This is a genomic window from Bradyrhizobium sp. 134 (assembly GCF_023074155.1).
Lineage (GTDB): Bacteria > Pseudomonadota > Alphaproteobacteria > Rhizobiales > Xanthobacteraceae > Bradyrhizobium.
In genome coordinates, this window is record NZ_JADPKX010000086.1 from 867,897 (window position 1) to 884,384 (window position 16,488).

A 16,488-nucleotide genomic window follows, 5' to 3' on the forward strand; every position below is an offset into this window, starting at 1 on the left:
AAGGGTCTATTTATGAGCTGAGCTGAATCGGCGTGGTTGCAAGCGCCGGCGATGGAGAGCGCAATGAGTGAGCAGATCAACGAGCAGGCCGAGAAGATGCGGGAAATGGCGCAGACCACGCTCGACAAGGCGAAAGAGGCTGTGTCGAAATACATTACCGAATCCCAGAAGTTGAGAGAGAAGGCCGATTCCAGCGTTCGTTCAACCTATTCGGCTGCGAAGGAGATGAACGAAAGGGCGGTCGCGTTCGCCGAGGAAAATGTGGCTCCGGGCTTCGAGCTTGCGCAGCGGCTGTTGCATGCCAAGGACCCGCAGGAAATGGGTGCAGTTTATCAGAGCCATCTCAAGGAGCAGATGGAAAAAATGAACGCACAGTTTCGCGAGCTTGCGAGTGCGATGAGCCAGCCGTCGACCGTCGACCTGAAAAAGTAGGGTCAGTCGCCTCAAAGCGAAATTAGATCGCTTGATCACGGGATGTTGCCTGGACGCGGTCCGAGCGCGGACGATGCATCATCCTCTCAAGGCAATCGCATCGCGGTGCGTCGGGGAGGCTCCAGGGTGGGCACGAAAAACTCAGATACGTTGATCCATGACGTACCGGCCGGCTGGGCACGGCGCGCCCATGCCGACGCTGCGAAGTACGGCAGCATGTATGCCCAGTCGGTATCGACGCCGGACGCTTTCTGGGCGGAGCACGGCAAGCGGATCGACTGGATCAAGCCGTTCACGAAGGTGAAGAACACGTCCTTCGCGCCCGGCAAGGTCTCGATCAAGTGGTTCGAGGACGGCACCACGAATGTGGCGATGAACTGCATCGACCGGCATCTTGCCCGGCGTGCCGGTCAGGTCGCGATCATCTGGAAGGGCGACGATCCCGTCGAATCCAGGCACATCACCTACGCGCAGTTGCACGATCAAGTCTGCCGCTTCGCGAATGTCCTGAAAAGTCACGGTGTGAAGAAAGGCGACACAGTCACGATCTACCTGCCCATGATTCCGGAAGCCGCCTACGCCATGCTCGCCTGCGCGCGGATCGGGTCGGTCCATTCCATCGTGTTCGGCGGGTTCTCGCCGGATGCCCTGGCCGGGCGTATCGAAGGCTGTCAGTCCAAGGTCGTGATCACGGCCGATGAGGGGTTGCGTGGCGGCCGCAAAGTACCGCTGAAGGTCAATGCCGACGATGCGGTGAAGAAGGTGGCCGGCATCGTGAAGACGATGATCGTGGTCAAGCGCACCGGCGGTGCAATCGACTGGGTCGACGGCCGCGACGTCTGGTACGCGGACGAGGTGGCAAAGGCCTCGGCCGATTGCACGCCGGTCGAAATGAACGCGGAGGACCCGCTATTCCTTCTTTACACGTCGGGTTCAACCGGTGCTCCCAAGGGTGTCGTTCACAGCACGGGTGGCTATCGCGTTTTTGCGTCGATGACGCACCAATATGTGTTCGACTACCACGACGGCGACATCTACTGGTGCACGGCTGATGTCGGCTGGGTCACGGGCCACTGCTACATCGTTTACGGCCCGCTGGCCTTGGCCGATCCCGCCGTGGTCGATGATCTGATCAAAAACCGCCATAGCCAAAAGGCGGCGCCGAAATGAATATCGACGCGATTTCGATTGGCGACAATCCCCCGGAAGACATCAATGTCATCATCGAGGTTCCGATCGGCGGTGAACCGATCAAATACGAAATGAACAAGGCGGCCGGCGCGCTGTTCGTCGATCGCTTCCTGTATACGCCGATGCGCTATCCCGGAAATTATGGCTTCGTGCCGCACACGCTTTCAGACGATGGAGATCCGATCGACGTGCTTGTGGCCAACTCGCGGCCGATCGCTCCTGGCGCTGTGATCAATGTCCGGCCGATCGGCGTGCTCAGGATGGATGACGATGGCGGCGGGGATGAGAAGATCATCGCCGTGCCGATGCCGAAACTGACGATGCGCTACGATCATGTCCGCGGGATCGCCGACATGCCGCAAATCACGATCGAGCAGATTCAGCACTTCTTTGAGCACTACAAGGATCTGGAGCCGGGGAAGTGGGTGAAGGTGATCGGATGGGGCGACAGTGCCGAAGCGCGCCGGCTGATCGTCGATGCAATCGCGCGGGCAAAGAGCTAAAACCGAGATATGGGCAACGATATGAGACTGGTTCTGTTGGGGCCGCCAGGCGCAGGCAAGGGCACGCAGGCGACGAGGATCGTCACTCGATTTGCGATCCCGCAATTGTCGACCGGCGACATGCTGCGTCAGGCGGTCGCGGAAGGCACGGCTGCGGGATTACGCGTCAAGCACATCATGGATCGAGGTGAACTTGTGCCCGACGATGTCGTGGTATCGGTGATCGCCAATCGTATCGATCATTCCGACGCGGCAAACGGCTTTATCCTTGACGGTTTCCCGCGCACGGTCGCGCAGGCCGAGGCGCTCGATCGGGAACTCGCTATCCGGGGCATCAAGCTCGACGCGGTACTTGAGCTCGAGATCGACGAAGATGCACTGCTCGAGCGCATCAAGGGGCGCGCCGACGAGGCGGCAAGCCGCGGCGAGCCGGTGCGCCGCGACGATAATCCCGAGGTCTTCAAGACCCGGCTCGACGTTTACCGCGAGCAAACCGCGCCGGTCACGGAATACTACCGGTCGCTGGGACTGCTCAACATCGTCGACGGTTTGCAGCCGATTGACGCCGTGACCGAACAGCTCGCCGCGGCGCTTGCGGCAGTAATGTCCGATCAGATCAGGAGTGATGTCAGATGAAAGCTTTTACCTTCCAGGCGCCGCCCAACATCCTGTTCGAGGCAGGCGCATCGAAAAAGCTGGCGGAGTTGGTTGCGGGATACGCGGCAAAACGTGTCCTGCTGGTGACCGACAAGGGTGTACGCAATGCCGGCCTTACCAAAAACGCCGAGGCCGGCCTGATTGCCGGCGGCTGCGAACTGACAATATTCGAAGATGTGGAGGCGGATCCGCCGTCGCATATCATCGAGCGGGCGGTCGCACTTTGCCGTGACAAGGACATCGAGCTGGTTGCCTCGATCGGCGGCGGCAGCGCGCTCGATACCGCGAAGTTGGTGGCCTATCTGGCCAAGACGCCTGATCGCCTCGAAGATATCTACGGCGTCGGCCTTGCGAAGGGCGAACGCCTTCCGCTGCTGCTGGTGCCGACAACGGCCGGAACGGGCTCGGAGGTGACCCCGATCGCGATCGTCACCACGCCGACGACCGAGAAAAAGGGCGTCGTTGCGCCCCGCCTGCTCCCTGACTGGGCGATCCTCGATCCGGAGCTGACGCTCGGCCTGCCCGCGCATGTCACCGCGGCGACCGGCATCGACGCCATGGTCCATGCGATCGAAGCCTATACCAGCAAGCACCGGAAGAATCCGATGTCGGACCAGTTGGCGCGGCAGGCTCTCGCCCTGCTGTCGGCGAATGTCCGGACGGTCTGTGCGGACGGATCTAATCTCGAAGCGCGGTCGCAAATGCTGCTGGGTTCGATGCTAGCTGGCATGGCGTTCGCCAATTCCCCGGTCGCCGCCGTCCACGCGCTGGCCTATCCGATCGGTGCGCTGTTCCACGTGCCGCATGGCCTGTCGAATGCCTTGGTGCTGACCCAGGTGCTGCGCTTCAATTTGCCGGAGGCAGAAAGCCTCTACGCCGAACTGGCGCCGATCGTCGATCCCAAATCGGAAGGAATGAGCGTCAGCCAGCGGGCACGGCTGTTCGTCGATGCGATCGCGGCGATCTGCCGGGATTGCAACGTACCGGCCTCGCTGGCCGATGTCGGCATCGCGAGGGGCGACCTGAAGAAGCTCGCCGAGGACGCGATGAAGCAAACGCGGCTTCTCGTCAACAATCCCAGGGAATTGGGCTTCGACGATGCGCTGGCGATCTACACCGAGGCTTTCGGCAACCGCGCGGCGGCCTGAGTGGGCACAAAGAGTGAGCAGCATGAGCGAGAAGGATAAATCGGCTACCGCTGAGTCCGATCCCGGCCTGGAATGGGCGAAGCTTTGGCAGACGATGGCCGAATCCTCGAACCGCATGGTCGAGGCGTGGTCGGGGTCGATGGCACCGTTCATGCTGGCGCGTTTGTCGGAAAAGCCGGGTGGTTTTGGCGACGGCAACGAATTGTCGGCGGCGATCGAGCGAATGGCGCAGGGCCCGAGGCTAGCCGACGTCTGGGACATCGACCGGAAAATGGCGTTGGCCTTTGGCGCCTGGATCGAGATGCGTCAGCGGCTTGCGAGCTACAATGCGGTCGCTGCCGCTCCGTGGCCTGAAGCGTCGAAGCGGTTCTACGAGACGATGTCGGCAACGGCTAGCGGTGGCTCCCCGCATCCGGAGTGGCGCGAGGCGTTCGCCAAATGGAGCGAAATCTCCAACGAGGAACTGATCCGTAACCAGCGCACCGACGGCTTCTTGCAAGCTCAGAAAGAGTTACTCCAGGCGGGACTCAAATTACGGAGCCGGCAGGATGACGTGGCTGAAGCGGCGTCAGCCATGTTGGGCCTGCCGACTCGCAAGGACTTCGACGACGTGACGCGGCAATTGACCGAACTCCGCCGTGAAGTCCGTACGCTCACCCGCCAGATGCGTGACCAGAAGAGCGAAGGCGCACGATGAGCGACCAGGAGAATCAGACCTCGCGCTTCGCCCGCGACATGGCGGCCAACGCCGAGAAAATGTTCAAGGCGACACAGCTGATCGCTAATACGCGGGATGAAGACGTCGCCATTGGCACCACGCCGAAGCATCTCGTCATGCGCCGCGACAAGGTCGAGCTGTTCCATTACGAATCGATGGCGGAAGCGACCGCAAAGACACCCGTCCTTTTAGCCTACGGCCTGATCGGGCGGTATACCATGGCTGATTTACAGCCTGACCGCTCGCTGGTGCGCAGCCTGCTCTCAAAAGGGCTCGATCTCTGGCTGGTCGACTGGGGCCAGCCGGGCCGAACCGAGCGATGGCTGAAAATTGATGATTACGTCGATGACTACATCGATGCCGCAGTCGACCGCATCGCGCAGGAAACCGGCCATGACAAGATCACGCTGCTCGGCATCTGCGAAGGCGGCGTCTTTACGACGTGTTACGCTGCTCTGCATCCGGAAAAGGTGAAAAATCTCGTCATCACCATCACCCCGATCGACTTCCATGCCGACGTCAAGGACAAGGCCGCGCACCACGGCTTCCTCAACCTCTGGACCCGCAGCCTCGATCCTGATGACATCGACAAGCTGGTCGATACCTATGGCGTGCTGCCGGGCGAGTTCATGAGCTCGGTATTCTCGATGATGACGCCGATGCGCTCACTGACGAAGTACAATGTCGATCTCATCGACGTCGTCGATGACGAGGCCAAGTTCATGAATTTCCTCCGTATGGAAAAGTGGCTCGCGGACCGTCCGCATCATCCTGGCGAAGCGGCGAAGCAGTGGCTGAAGGATCTCTACCAGGAGAACCGCCTGGTCGATGGCAGCTTTGAACTGTCCGGCCGTCGGGTCGATCTGAAGTCGATCACGGCTCCCGTGTTGAATGTTTTTGCGCTGGATGACCATATCATTCCGCCGGACTGCTCGCGCGCGCTCGGAGCGAAGATCGGCAGCACGGATTACACTGAAATTCCGCTGCCCGGCGGCCATGTCGGCCTGTTCGTCTCCAGCAAGTCGCAGGGCAAGCTGAGCCAGAGCATTGCCGACTGGCTGGTCGCCCGCGACGCCAATCCCGGAAGTGAAGCCTGATGCGCAACAAGATCGTCGACGCCGCAGAGGCGGTGGCCATCATCCGTTCCGGTGACACCGTCGCCTCGTCCGGCTTCGTCGGCGTGGGAACGCCCGACGAGATCATCAAGGCGCTGGAGCGGCGCTTCGTGCAGACCGGAGAGCCGCGGGACCTTTCGTTGGTGTTCGCGGCGGCGCCGGGGGACGGCGCAGATCGCGGCCTCAACCGCCTGGCGCATCCCGGCCTGATCAAACGCCTGGTCGGCGGGCATTTCGGCCTGGTTCCGAAGCTCGCCCGGATGGCGGTCGACAATCACGTCGAGGCCTATAATTTGCCGCTAGGATGCGTATCGCATCTGTTTCGCGAAATTGCGGGGCGCAAGGCCGGGCTTCTCTCCAAGGTCGGGCTCGGCACCTTCGTCGATCCAGCCAATGGCGGCGGAAAGCTGAATGCGCGCACCACCGAAGAGCTGGTGCGGTTGATCGAAATTGACGGCGAACAATGGCTCTTCTACAAGGCATTTCCAATCAACGTTGCGATCATCAGAGGTACCACCGCCGACCACAACGGCAACATCTCGATGGAGAAAGAGGCGTTGACCCTCGACAATCTGGCGCTGGCAACGGCCGCCAAGAATTGCAAGGGGTTCGTCATCGCGCAGGTGGAGCGCATTGCCGCCTCCGGTTCGCTCAATCCGCGTCATGTTAAGATTCCGAGCGTGCTGATCGATTGCGTCGTCGTTGCCCAGCCCGAAAACCATGTCCAGACCTATGCCACCGGTTACAACGGAGCATTCTCCGGCGAATTGCGCGCGCCGGCCGATCGCAATGTTCCGATGGCGCTGGACAACCGCAAGATCATTGCGCGCCGCTGCGCCCTGGAATTGCCGATGGGCGGCGTGGTCAATCTCGGCATCGGCATGCCCGAGGGCGTTGCGTCGGTTGCCGCCGAGGAGAAGCTATTCGACTTCGTGACGCTGACTGCCGAGCCCGGCATCATCGGCGGTATTCCGCAAGGCGGCCTCGATTTCGGTGCTTCGATCAATGCAGAATCGATCATCGACCAGAACCAGATGTTCGATTTCTACGACGGCGGCGGGCTCGATCTGGCCTGTCTCGGCATGGCTCAGGTCAATGGCCGCGGCGACGTCAACGTCAGCCTGTTCAATGGCCGCCTGGCCGGCGCCGGCGGCTTCATCAACATATCCCAGAATGCGCGCCGGCTGATCTTCGCAGGCACTTTCACCACCGGGGGGCTCAAGACCTCGGTCGTGGATGGTCAGCTCAAGATCCTCAGCGAAGGCAAGTCCTCGAAATTCATCGACAAAGTGGATCAGATCACGTTTTCGGGCCAGCTTGCCGCAACCAACAGGCAGCCGGTTCTCTATGTGACCGAGCGATGCGTATTCAAGCTTACCCAGGAAGGTCTCGAATTAACGGAGATCGCGCCGGGTGTCGACATGGAGCGCGACATTCTCGCGCTGATGGGCTTTCGCCCCATCATCCAAGCGCCGAAATCCATGGATGTGTCGCTGTTCAGCGAAGCGCTGATGCAGCTCGACGACCGGCTGCTCAACAGGCCTCTGGCGGAGCGGCTGTCGTACGATGCTGATCGCAACACACTATTCCTCGGGCTCGACGGCTATCGGGTCCATCGAGATGCCGACGTCGAGGTAATCCGGGCGTCGATCCTCGAGCTCTTCCATCGTGTCGGACGCCGGTTTTCCGCAGTCGTCAATTACGATTCGTCTTACATCGCTCCCGACATGGCGGAGAAATGGTTTTCAATGGCCGCCGAGGTCGAGCGGACCTGCTACGATCATGCCTCGCGCTACACCACCAGCGCATTCATGCGCCTGAAGCTCGGCGACGCGCTGGCCCGCCGCGACGTCGCGCCGCATATCTTCGAAACCTCGGCCGACGCCCACCGGTTTGTCGAATAGACCGATGCGGCTGAAATCCACCGAGGTGCGCCCCGCGGATTGGCCTGAAGGACGGCAGATGGCGCCCGACCGCACCGGATCGGTGCGGGGGCTGACCCGGCGCAGCTTTCATCGCATCGCATTCACCGATTGGGGACCGGCGTCCGCGGTGCGGCCGGTGCTCTGTGTCCACGGATTGACGAGAAACGGCCGGGACTTCGATCATCTCGCCGCAGTTCTCGCCAGCGCGGGCCGGCGCGTCATTTGCCCGGACTTGCCGGGCCGCGGACAAAGCGAACGGCTGCACGACAGCAGCGACTATGCCTTGCCGCAATATTGCAGCGATATGACAGTGCTGATGGCAGGCCTCGGTGCAACGGAGATCGACTGGGTCGGCACGTCGCTCGGTGGCCTGATCGGGATGGTGCTGGCCGCCCTTCCGGGTAGTCCGATCCGTCGCATCGTCATCAACGATATCGGACCCTATCTGCCCTGGACTGGATTGCTTCGTCTCGGTGCCAATCTCAACGAGGCGCCAAGATCCTTTGAGACGATCGAACAGGCCGAAAGCTACTACCGGCGGGTTCTGGCGCCTTTCGGGCAATTGGAGGATGCGCACTGGCGGCATCTGACAACGCATAGTGTGATCTGGAGCGCGGAGGGGCGCTGCTTCAGGCCGCTGTGCGATCCGAATATCGCCCATGCCTTTCGAAACCCCTGGCACCACAGCGTCGATCTCTGGAAATACTGGGACGCGATCGACGTCCCCATTCTTGTGATACGCGGGCAGCAATCGGATTTGCTTCCCGAAGCCGTCCTCAGGGACATGATGCGGCGCAATCGCAATGTCCGCGTCCACACCATTGCGGATTGCGGCCATGCGCCGGCCCTGATCGCTGACGACCAGATCGAGATCGTTGTGCAGTTTCTGAGCGGCAACGACCCCACTTAACCGTGAGCGCTTTATGCCGAACCGCACCATTGACGGTGTTAATTCCAACTTGGCTGTACTCACCGAAACTCATACTCGATCTTCTATTTCACGAACGCGCCTGACCTGATGCGCGGTTTAGTTTCCGGAGACGCAGCTGAAAGTCACGCCTACGAGCGCGCCAAGCGCATCACCAGGAGCGATGTTGCCTCCGCGAATTACACGCTCGATTGTGGTGCCTGTGAAGATGTCGCGCAGAAACTGCTTACGCTGAACGTTGTGCAGCTCCGGCATGGATGCGACCTGCTCAACCAGCACCCGCTGTGCCTCTTGCTCTTCGATACGGATCAGCTCTGCTGGCTGATCCTCGTCGACGACATGAACAAGGTGCAGTTTTGCATCAGGGGAGCGCACCAGGAGGCCGGCCTGCCGCAGAGCGCGATTGGACCGCGTCGAGAAATCTGTCGCGGCGACGATGTTCATGTCAGACTCCTTATGATTGCGAACGGCCGCGAGAACGATGGCTTGCCAAGTCGACCAGCGCGGCAACTGGGTTCTATTGCGAAGGGCCTTTGATGCTGCTGCGGGCGGGCTCCAGTCGTCTGATCCAGCAATTTGGCCTGGACGGACGATCTGGAGCCGACAAGAAACAGACATCGCGCACCGCGAGCTGCGGAGTACAATATCTTTCTCTCTCATACGCAACTGTGTATGCGGTGACGGGAGGTGAACCTCCCAGGGTCACCTTTTAGGATCGTGAGGAATTGGCGCTCGGCGGCGAGCGAATGCCTCGCGGAAACCATCGGGATCTGAAATCCAGATGAACATGACCCAAGAGGTCAGGACGAGCAGCGCGAAGAACACCGACATAAGAAGCTCCTGGCTTTGGTTGCAGAACTAATAAGGTACCGTCCCGGACGATGTGAATCGTCCGGGTTACCGGCGGATCTGCAGCTGGGTCCTATAAATCCGGCGTCGTAGCGTTGTAGTCATCACTGCCTCTGTTTGCGGTGCGGCTCGCTTGCGAGCGGCATGTGCATTGCTCTGCCGGGCACCGAGCTTCCAGCCCTCCGCGAACGCGGCATGGACTGAGTTCGGGGCTGATTGCCTATGATCAGGCGGCCAACATGCAAAGACTTCGGCGAACTCGCCTACTACTCAGCATCACGCATCATGTACTTAGAAGTGGGCATGCGATGCAGGAATCCAATGCGACATTTAGCCTGGATTGACCGACTCGCCGGTCAAGGAACCTGCCGCAAGAATTCGCGCGTCTCGCGCTAATTGCCCTTTGGTCCGCGAACCTGCGCACTCTTTTCGGCGGTATCGCGAAATCGCGCTGCGCCCACCAATACGGTCAGGGCAATAGGCGTGGTTACCAAGCCAAGCCCGATGATCAGGATTTCGTGCAGCACGGGCCTGCTCTGAAGTACCGAAAAGCAAACGATCGAAGCAGCTGCAATGAATACGGTGCCCAGCGTCGTCCCGAGCGTCGGCGCGTGGACCCGCTCGTAGAATGTGCCGAACCGCAAGAGGCCCAGCGAACCGACGAGTGTGACGATGGCGCCAGCAAAAACGAGAAGTGCCGTGAGAGCAGCAGCCCAGGGCGGCAGGTGTTCGATGCCGTTCATTCGATCACCTCGCCGCGCAGCAGAAACTTCGCCAGCGCAACCGTACCCACGAAGCCGAAGAGGGCCATGGCGAGAGCCGCCTCGAAATAGAGCGTTTCGCCGGATCGAATCCCGAACGTCAGAAGCAACAACATCGCGTTCACGGACAGCGTGTCGAAGCCCAGAACGCGATCCTGTGCTCGCGGCCCCCGAAATATGCGAACCGCGCCACAGCCGAGAGCCAACACCAGAACTACCTGCGCGGCAACCAGCGCGTAGATCAGCAAGAGCTGGCTCATTCGAATATCTCCAGCAGATGGCGTTCGTAGCGTTGCTTGATCGTGCGGACCCACTCGGCTTCATCGACCAGGTCGAGAACATGGATCATCAACAACCCTTTCTGTGTATCGAAATTCACCCACAGCGTTCCGGGGCTCGAGGTAATGATGCAAGCCAGCAACGCCAGTCCATAGGGATTGCGCATATCGAGCGGAATGTTCACGAACCCGGATTTTCGCTGTCGGCGCCCAAAACCGAGAATGATCCGGCCAACCGCGAAGTTGGAGCGGATGATATCGATCGCCACCAATCCCAACAAGCGTAGGAGGACGCCGGGTCGCCTGACGCGCGTGCTTGGTAACTCCAGCACGGTGAGAAACCGCCCGCCGACGAGCGCGATCACACAACCGAGGAGGACATGTCCGACGGTGACTGCCTGATTGAGCAGTAGCCACAATGCGAGCAGACAGAAGCTCATCCGCGGAAAGGGCAGGAATCGCGTCATTTGCCGCCCGCCTTTCGGCTGCCTTGGGCGCTGATCTCCAGGACGTCGCTGATGTAGCCCGCCCGCGCGTGCAGCGATTGCGCCGTTGCCTGCATGAAGCGCATCACCGGACCGGCGAGCACTGTCTGGGCCGCGCAAATGATCAACAGGAACATGATGGGCGCCATCTCGATCAGGCGCACACGCGGCACGGTGCGATCTGGCGACGCCCAGAAGGAGCGTATACCTGCTCGGGTCAGCGCGACCAACGCCGCAAAACTGGACACGAGGAGCGCCAACAAGAGCGCCCACCCACTGCCAGGAACGGCACCGCCCGGATGCATGCCTGAAGGATGAAGCGCCGCCGTAAGCAGCGCGAATTTGGCTATGAAACCCGACAGCGGCGGGAGCCCGGCGATGACCAGTGCGCACGCGATGAAGGCGACGCCGAGCAACCCCATCGTGGCCACAATGGCCGTGCCGACTTCCTCTTCGGTGTGGTCCGCATCGTCGTCTTCTCCGTAAGCTTCTCGCGTGACGGCGATCACGTCAGCTCCGGGTTCGCGGCCGCGCTCGATGAGTTCGGCCAGAAGGAAGAACGCGCTGATGCCGAGGGTCGAGCTGACCAGGTAAAACAGTGCTCCACCGGTGACACTGACTTGCCCGGTCCCCGTGGCTGCCAACACGGTTCCGGAGGATACGAGCACCGAAAAGCCGCCGAGACGGGCGGTGTCCTGGGATGCCAATGTGCCGATTGCTCCGAAGGCGATCGTCGCCAACCCACCCCATAACAGCCAGTCACTGCCGAAGCCCGCTGACGCGCCACTGCCCTCACCAAAAAGCAACAGCGATAGACGCAGGATGATATAAACGCCGACCTTGGTCATGATCGCAAAGATCGACGCCACCGGTGGACTCGCGGCTGCGTAGGCCGTCGGCAGCCAGAAACACAGGGGCCACATGCCGGCCTTGAGCAGGAAGGCCACCGCCAACATGCCGGCGCCTGCTTCGAGCAAACCGCGGCTCTCCGCGGCGATTGCAGGTATCCGCGCCGAGAGGTCCGCCATATTGAGCGTCCCGGTGACGCCATAGATCAGGCTGACCCCGATCAGGAACAATAGCGACGCGACCAGATTCACGACGATGTAGTGCAATCCAGCCTTCACCCGTGCGAGACCGGAGCCATGCAGCAGAAGTCCGTACGAAGCGGCCAGCAACAACTCGAAGAAGACAAACAGGTTGAAGAGATCGCCGGTCAGGAAGGCACCATTGAGGCCCATCAACAGAAACTGAAAGAGCGGATGGAAATGCGCGCCTGTCCGGTGCCAACGGGCAAGAGAGAACACAACTGACGCCAGCGCCAGGATGCTGGTCAGGAGCAGCATGAGCGCGGAGAGCCGATCGAGAACGAGGACAATTCCGAACGGAGCAGGCCAATCGCCCAGGCGATAGACTTCCCTGATTTCGGGGTGACCCGAATCAGACATTCCGAGCAAGATCGCCGCGACACAAACGAGTGCAACCGTTCCGGCGACGTTGACCGCAGCCACGATGTTGCGGTGCCGCTCTCCATTCAAGAGCAGCATGCCTGCGCCGGCAAGCAGGGGCAGGACGATGGGCGCAACAACCAGATTTGCGATTCCGCTCACGCCTCGGGCTCTTGACCATCGACGTGATCGGTGCGAGCCAGGCCGCGCGACGCGAGGAGAACGACAAGGAACAACGCCGTCGTCGCAAAACTGATGACGATTGCAGTCAGTACGAGCGCCTGTGGTAGCGGGTCAGCATGTTTCGTTGCATCCCCGATCTCCTTTGCGATCAGCACCGGCGCTCCCGTCCGCACCCGTCCCATGGCCACGATGAAGAGATTGACGGCGTAAGAGAGCAACGAAAGCCCGATGATGACTTGAAACGTGCGCGGCCTGAGGATCAGCCACACTCCGGACGCCGTAAGCGCACCTATGCCGATGGCCAGGCTAAGCTCCATTACACCAACTCCTCTTTCGCTCGCTCATCGGGCGCGCGTTGCCCCGCCTGGAGCGGCACGCCATAGCGACGCAGCGATTGATGCGCGATTGCGATGAGCATCAAGACCGTGGCGCCGACGACGAGCGAGAACACACCGATATCGAAAAGAAGAGCGCTGGCCGTGGGGACGCGACCGAGCAGAGGCAGTTCGGCATATGCAAAGTACGACGTCAGGAAGGGGTGTCCGAAAACGCAGGCGGCAGCTCCCGCAAATCCTGCCAGCAAGAGGCCGAAACCCATCCAACGCACCGGCATGACGTGAAGACGAGCTTCCACCCACGCCGTGCCGCGAGCCATATACTGCAGGATGAACGCCGTTGCCATTGCGATGCCGGCGACGAAGCCGCCGCCTGGAAGGTCGTGCCCGCGCAAGAGAAGGAAGATGGCCACGACGCCGATCACGGGAAACAGCAAGCCCATCATCAATGCCGCAGTAGCCAGCGTGTCCTTGGCAGTGTCGCCCTTCTGTCGATCGGGATGAGCCTCGTCGTGGGCATCCTGGACATGCTGCTGTTCGGGAACGGGAATGCTTTCGGGGGCCGGGCGGAAACGGCGCAAAAGCGCAAAGACGGTCAGCGCGACGACCGCAAGCACCGTGATCTCGCCGAGCGTATCGAACCCGCGAAAATCCACCAGGATGACGTTGACCACGTTAGTTCCGCCCCCTTTCGTGTATGCGTTTTCCACGAAGTATCGCGAAATGCTGTGATTGTCCGGGAGTTGCATGGCTGCCAGCGCAAGGGTGGCCAAACCGAGCCCGGCGAGGAGCGCGATGGAGAAGTCGCGAACGCGGTGCCACCGAATGCTGTGGGGCGCCTCGGCCGGGCCTGGTCGCGCAATGCGTTTCGGCAGCCACCGCAAGCCGAGCAACAGGAGAACCGTCGTAACCGTCTCAACGACGATCTGCGTCAGCGCGACGTCGGGAGCGGACAACCAGACGAAGCTGACGCAGGTGACGAGACCCGCGGTCCCGAGCAGTATCAGCGCCACCACCCGATGAAATTTGGCCTGGACCGCGGTCCCCACCGCGCAACCAACGCCGACCACCCAGAGTAATCCAAAGACGAGGTCGAATTCCCTCTCTGACGGTCCCGTCAGCGAGAGGCCGCGGGCGTAGAGGGGCAGCAGGGCAGCGACGAACGCCACGCCAGCCAACAGTCTCAATTGTCGTTGGAGACGCCTCGTGCCGAGATTTGTGGCGAGCCATCGTGCAAGCCGCCAGGACAATGTCACCAACACCCAGTCAAATATCCACTTGCCATTGATGCGACCGAGCAAGGGCGGTCCCTCATGCGAGAGCAGGTAGGACCGCAGCATGACGTAGACGCCCAAACCGCCGGCCATCGCTACGATGCTCATCAGAAGTTCAGGCGTAATTCCGTGCCAGAGACGAAGGCTGTACTCCGGCATCGCGGAGCCGAGAACCGCCCGGGCAGCCGTATCGAGGATCGGCGCCACAGTGAGAGCCGGCGCGACGCCGACGATGAGGCATGCCAGCACGAGCAGTTCGGCCGGAAGTCGCATCAACAGTGGCGGCTCATGTGGAACGCGTGGCAAGCCGGTTGGAGCCGGGCCGAAGAACACGTCGCGAATGAAGCGCAGCGAATAGGCAACCGTGAACGTGCTGGCGAGAGTGACGATGTACGGCAGCGCCTGATCGACGAGGGAATTGTCATGGACCTCGATCGTCTCGGCAAAAAACATTTCCTTCGACAGAAAACCGTTCAGCAACGGCACTCCCGCCATTGCCGCGGCAGCCACCATGGCCAGCGTCGCCGTAATCGGCATGAAGGCCCATAGCCCGCTAAGGCGGCGGATGTCGCGCGTGCCGGTTTCGTGATCGATGATGCCGGCCGCCATGAACAGCGATGCCTTAAAGGTCGCGTGGTTCATGATATGGAAAATCGCCGCGATCTGCCCGAATGGGGTGTCAAGTCCGGTCAAAAGTGTGATCAGCCCGAGATGGCTGATCGTCGAGTAGGCCAGTAGCCCTTTCAGATCCTGCTGGAACACGGCGAGAAACGCGCCCAGAAAAAACGTGATCAGGCCGATCGAGCCCACCAGCCACAGCCATTCATTCGTTCCACCCATTGCCGGCCAGAGCCGCACCAGGAGGAACACTCCGGCCTTCACCATTGTTGCCGAATGGAGATAAGCGGAAACGGGAGTTGGAGCGGCCATCGCGTGCGGCAGCCAGAAATGAAACGGGAATTGGGCGCTTTTTGTGAGAGCGCCGAGAAGGATCAGAACGAGTGCGGGGACATAAAGCGCGTGCGAACGGATCGCGTTTCCGGAAGCCAGCACCTGCTCCAGGTCATAGCTGCCGACGATGTGTCCGATCAGCAGCACGCCGGCGAAGAGGCAAAGCCCACCCGTCGACGTGATCACCAGCGCCATCCGCGCGCCGTCTCTCGCCGCCGCGTTGTGGTGCCAGTAACTGATCAGCAGGAATGAAAAGAGACTGGTCAGCTCCCAGAAAAAAACCAGTTGGAGCAGGTTGCCGGAGAGCACGATTCCCAGCATTGCTCCCATGAAGGCGAGCAGCAGGGAGAAGAACCGCGGAACGGGATCACTGGGTGACATGTAGTACCGGGCATACAGCACCACCAGAAAGCCGATGCCGGTGATCAGCATGGCGAAGGCCCATGCGAACCCGTCAAGCCTCAGCACAAATGCGAGTCCAAGTTCAGCGACCCAGTCCGTTCGCCACCCGACAACGCCGCCATTCGTCACGTTCGGATAAGCCGTGCCGATGAGGCAAAAAGCTGTAAGTGCGACCGCTCCAGCGAGCCATGCCTCAGCGTTGCGTGCATTGACCCGCAAGAGTGCCGCAATAAAGCTTCCTGCGAAAGGAAGGACGAGAACGGCAAGCAGGAACATTTGCGTTCATTGCCCCAGGCTGCGAGGTGGAGAGATGCTTTCGCTGATCCTCAATTGCTTAGCCGAGGCGGATCGATATCTCCACTGCTAGATTTAGCGCCGTTGTGATGGTTTGGCCCGGAAACCGCCATTCTGGCGGACACTGGCTCCGCAATCGAGCTGCTCAGATCCAGTGTGGAAGGGTGCCAGTCGCGGCGGCAACGAGGGCCGCGAGAGCGCCGAGCAACGCGTAGAATCCGCAGAGCGCGATACCCGCCAGCCACTCATCTCGACCGGCTCGGTGTCCTCAGCGGGGCTGACCTCGGAGCGGTACGCATGTCATGGCGCCCGTTCAGTGTTCCATCGCCAGGTGCAAGCGATCGATGCCGACTATAATAATGGTTCGGCAGAAGTACGGCTCACATTCATGTCAAACCGCCGCCCAGGCCTACCGGTGCGACAAGAGCGATCGCCTGCAGCAACGCCAGCTTGGCCATCCCACGCGGTGCAAACTTCGACACACGTTCTTGCGCAGCTGGGTAGACCCGCGTGATTGTCCGCCCCTCTCACTTCAATGACGCTCCTTTGTCCCCTCTCGATATTTCGTGTGCACAGGTGCTGTGCGGTTTCGTCGCAATGTTTCCAGGGAA

At 60.9% G+C, this 16,488-nt stretch carries 16 protein-coding genes and 1 pseudogene; 9 read left to right on the forward strand and 8 right to left on the reverse strand.

Features of this window, described 5'->3' with window-relative positions; all coding sequences use genetic code 11:
• The first annotated feature begins 36 nt into the window (after window positions 1-36).
• The 9 genes and pseudogenes from IVA75_RS38800 (at window position 37) to IVA75_RS38840 (ending at window position 8,599) form a co-directional block, all read left to right on the forward strand.
• The gene (locus IVA75_RS38800) at window positions 37-432 is read left to right on the forward strand and encodes a phasin family protein (protein WP_247282388.1); all 396 of its coding nucleotides are present in this window, start codon (window positions 37-39) and stop codon (window positions 430-432) included.
• Window positions 433-474: 42 nt separating this feature from the next.
• A pseudogene (locus tag IVA75_RS38805) lies at window positions 475-1,533 on the forward strand (AMP-binding protein); the annotation flags it as partial.
• A 65-nt stretch (window positions 1,534-1,598) separates the two neighbouring features.
• Window positions 1,599-2,126 (forward strand): inorganic diphosphatase, encoded by a 528-nt coding sequence (ppa, locus tag IVA75_RS38810; protein ID WP_247282389.1) that lies wholly within the window; start codon window positions 1,599-1,601, stop codon window positions 2,124-2,126.
• 21 nt (window positions 2,127-2,147) lie between these two features.
• Complete coding sequence (locus tag IVA75_RS38815; protein ID WP_247282390.1) at window positions 2,148-2,762, forward strand: adenylate kinase; 615 nt, start codon at window positions 2,148-2,150, stop codon at window positions 2,760-2,762.
• Window positions 2,759-3,931: an iron-containing alcohol dehydrogenase gene (locus tag IVA75_RS38820; RefSeq protein WP_247282391.1), complete on the forward strand. Its 1,173-nt coding sequence runs from the start codon at window positions 2,759-2,761 to the stop codon at window positions 3,929-3,931. Before IVA75_RS38815 ends, IVA75_RS38820 begins: the two co-directional genes overlap by 4 nt.
• 22 nt (window positions 3,932-3,953) lie before the next feature.
• Complete coding sequence (locus IVA75_RS38825; protein WP_035962397.1) at window positions 3,954-4,628, forward strand: poly(R)-hydroxyalkanoic acid synthase subunit PhaE; 675 nt, start codon at window positions 3,954-3,956, stop codon at window positions 4,626-4,628.
• Window positions 4,625-5,746, forward strand: a complete 1,122-nt coding sequence (gene phaC / locus IVA75_RS38830; protein WP_027569382.1) for a class III poly(R)-hydroxyalkanoic acid synthase subunit PhaC — start codon at window positions 4,625-4,627, stop codon at window positions 5,744-5,746. Before IVA75_RS38825 ends, phaC begins: the two co-directional genes overlap by 4 nt.
• Entirely contained in the window at window positions 5,746-7,668 is a 1,923-nt protein-coding gene (locus tag IVA75_RS38835; protein ID WP_247282392.1) for a CoA-transferase, read from the forward strand. Before phaC ends, IVA75_RS38835 begins: the two co-directional genes overlap by 1 nt.
• Window positions 7,669-7,672: 4 nt before the next feature.
• A complete protein-coding gene (locus IVA75_RS38840; protein WP_247282393.1) occupies window positions 7,673-8,599 on the forward strand; it encodes an alpha/beta hydrolase in 927 nt (308 codons plus the stop codon).
• 117 nt (window positions 8,600-8,716) lie between these two features.
• On the opposite strand, the gene IVA75_RS38845 is transcribed toward IVA75_RS38840, so the two are convergent.
• The 8 genes from IVA75_RS38845 to IVA75_RS38875 form a co-directional block, all read right to left on the reverse strand.
• Window positions 8,717-9,061: a universal stress protein gene (locus IVA75_RS38845; protein WP_247282394.1), complete on the reverse strand. Its 345-nt coding sequence runs from the start codon at window positions 9,059-9,061 to the stop codon at window positions 8,717-8,719.
• Between the two features lie 258 nt (window positions 9,062-9,319).
• Entirely contained in the window at window positions 9,320-9,448 is a 129-nt protein-coding gene (locus tag IVA75_RS40235) for a hypothetical protein (protein ID WP_018458533.1), read from the reverse strand.
• 410 nt (window positions 9,449-9,858) lie between these two features.
• On the reverse strand, window positions 9,859-10,209 hold the full coding sequence (mnhG, locus tag IVA75_RS38850) for a monovalent cation/H(+) antiporter subunit G (RefSeq protein ID WP_247282395.1): 351 nt from the start codon (window positions 10,207-10,209) through the stop codon (window positions 9,859-9,861).
• Window positions 10,206-10,487, reverse strand: coding sequence for a K+/H+ antiporter subunit F (locus IVA75_RS38855; RefSeq protein WP_247282396.1), 282 nt, complete (start codon window positions 10,485-10,487; stop codon window positions 10,206-10,208). The genes mnhG and IVA75_RS38855 overlap by 4 nt, the downstream gene beginning before the upstream one ends.
• Window positions 10,484-10,972, reverse strand: coding sequence for a Na+/H+ antiporter subunit E (locus tag IVA75_RS38860; RefSeq protein WP_247282397.1), 489 nt, complete (start codon window positions 10,970-10,972; stop codon window positions 10,484-10,486). Before IVA75_RS38860 ends, IVA75_RS38855 begins: the two co-directional genes overlap by 4 nt.
• Window positions 10,969-12,600: a monovalent cation/H+ antiporter subunit D gene (locus tag IVA75_RS38865; RefSeq protein ID WP_247282398.1), complete on the reverse strand. Its 1,632-nt coding sequence runs from the start codon at window positions 12,598-12,600 to the stop codon at window positions 10,969-10,971. Before IVA75_RS38865 ends, IVA75_RS38860 begins: the two co-directional genes overlap by 4 nt.
• The gene (locus tag IVA75_RS38870) at window positions 12,597-12,938 is read right to left on the reverse strand and encodes a Na+/H+ antiporter subunit C (RefSeq protein ID WP_018458528.1); all 342 of its coding nucleotides are present in this window, start codon (window positions 12,936-12,938) and stop codon (window positions 12,597-12,599) included. Before IVA75_RS38870 ends, IVA75_RS38865 begins: the two co-directional genes overlap by 4 nt.
• A complete protein-coding gene (locus IVA75_RS38875) occupies window positions 12,938-15,859 on the reverse strand; it encodes a monovalent cation/H+ antiporter subunit A (protein ID WP_247282399.1) in 2,922 nt (973 codons plus the stop codon). The genes IVA75_RS38870 and IVA75_RS38875 overlap by 1 nt, the downstream gene beginning before the upstream one ends.
• Window positions 15,860-16,488 lie beyond the last annotated feature (629 nt).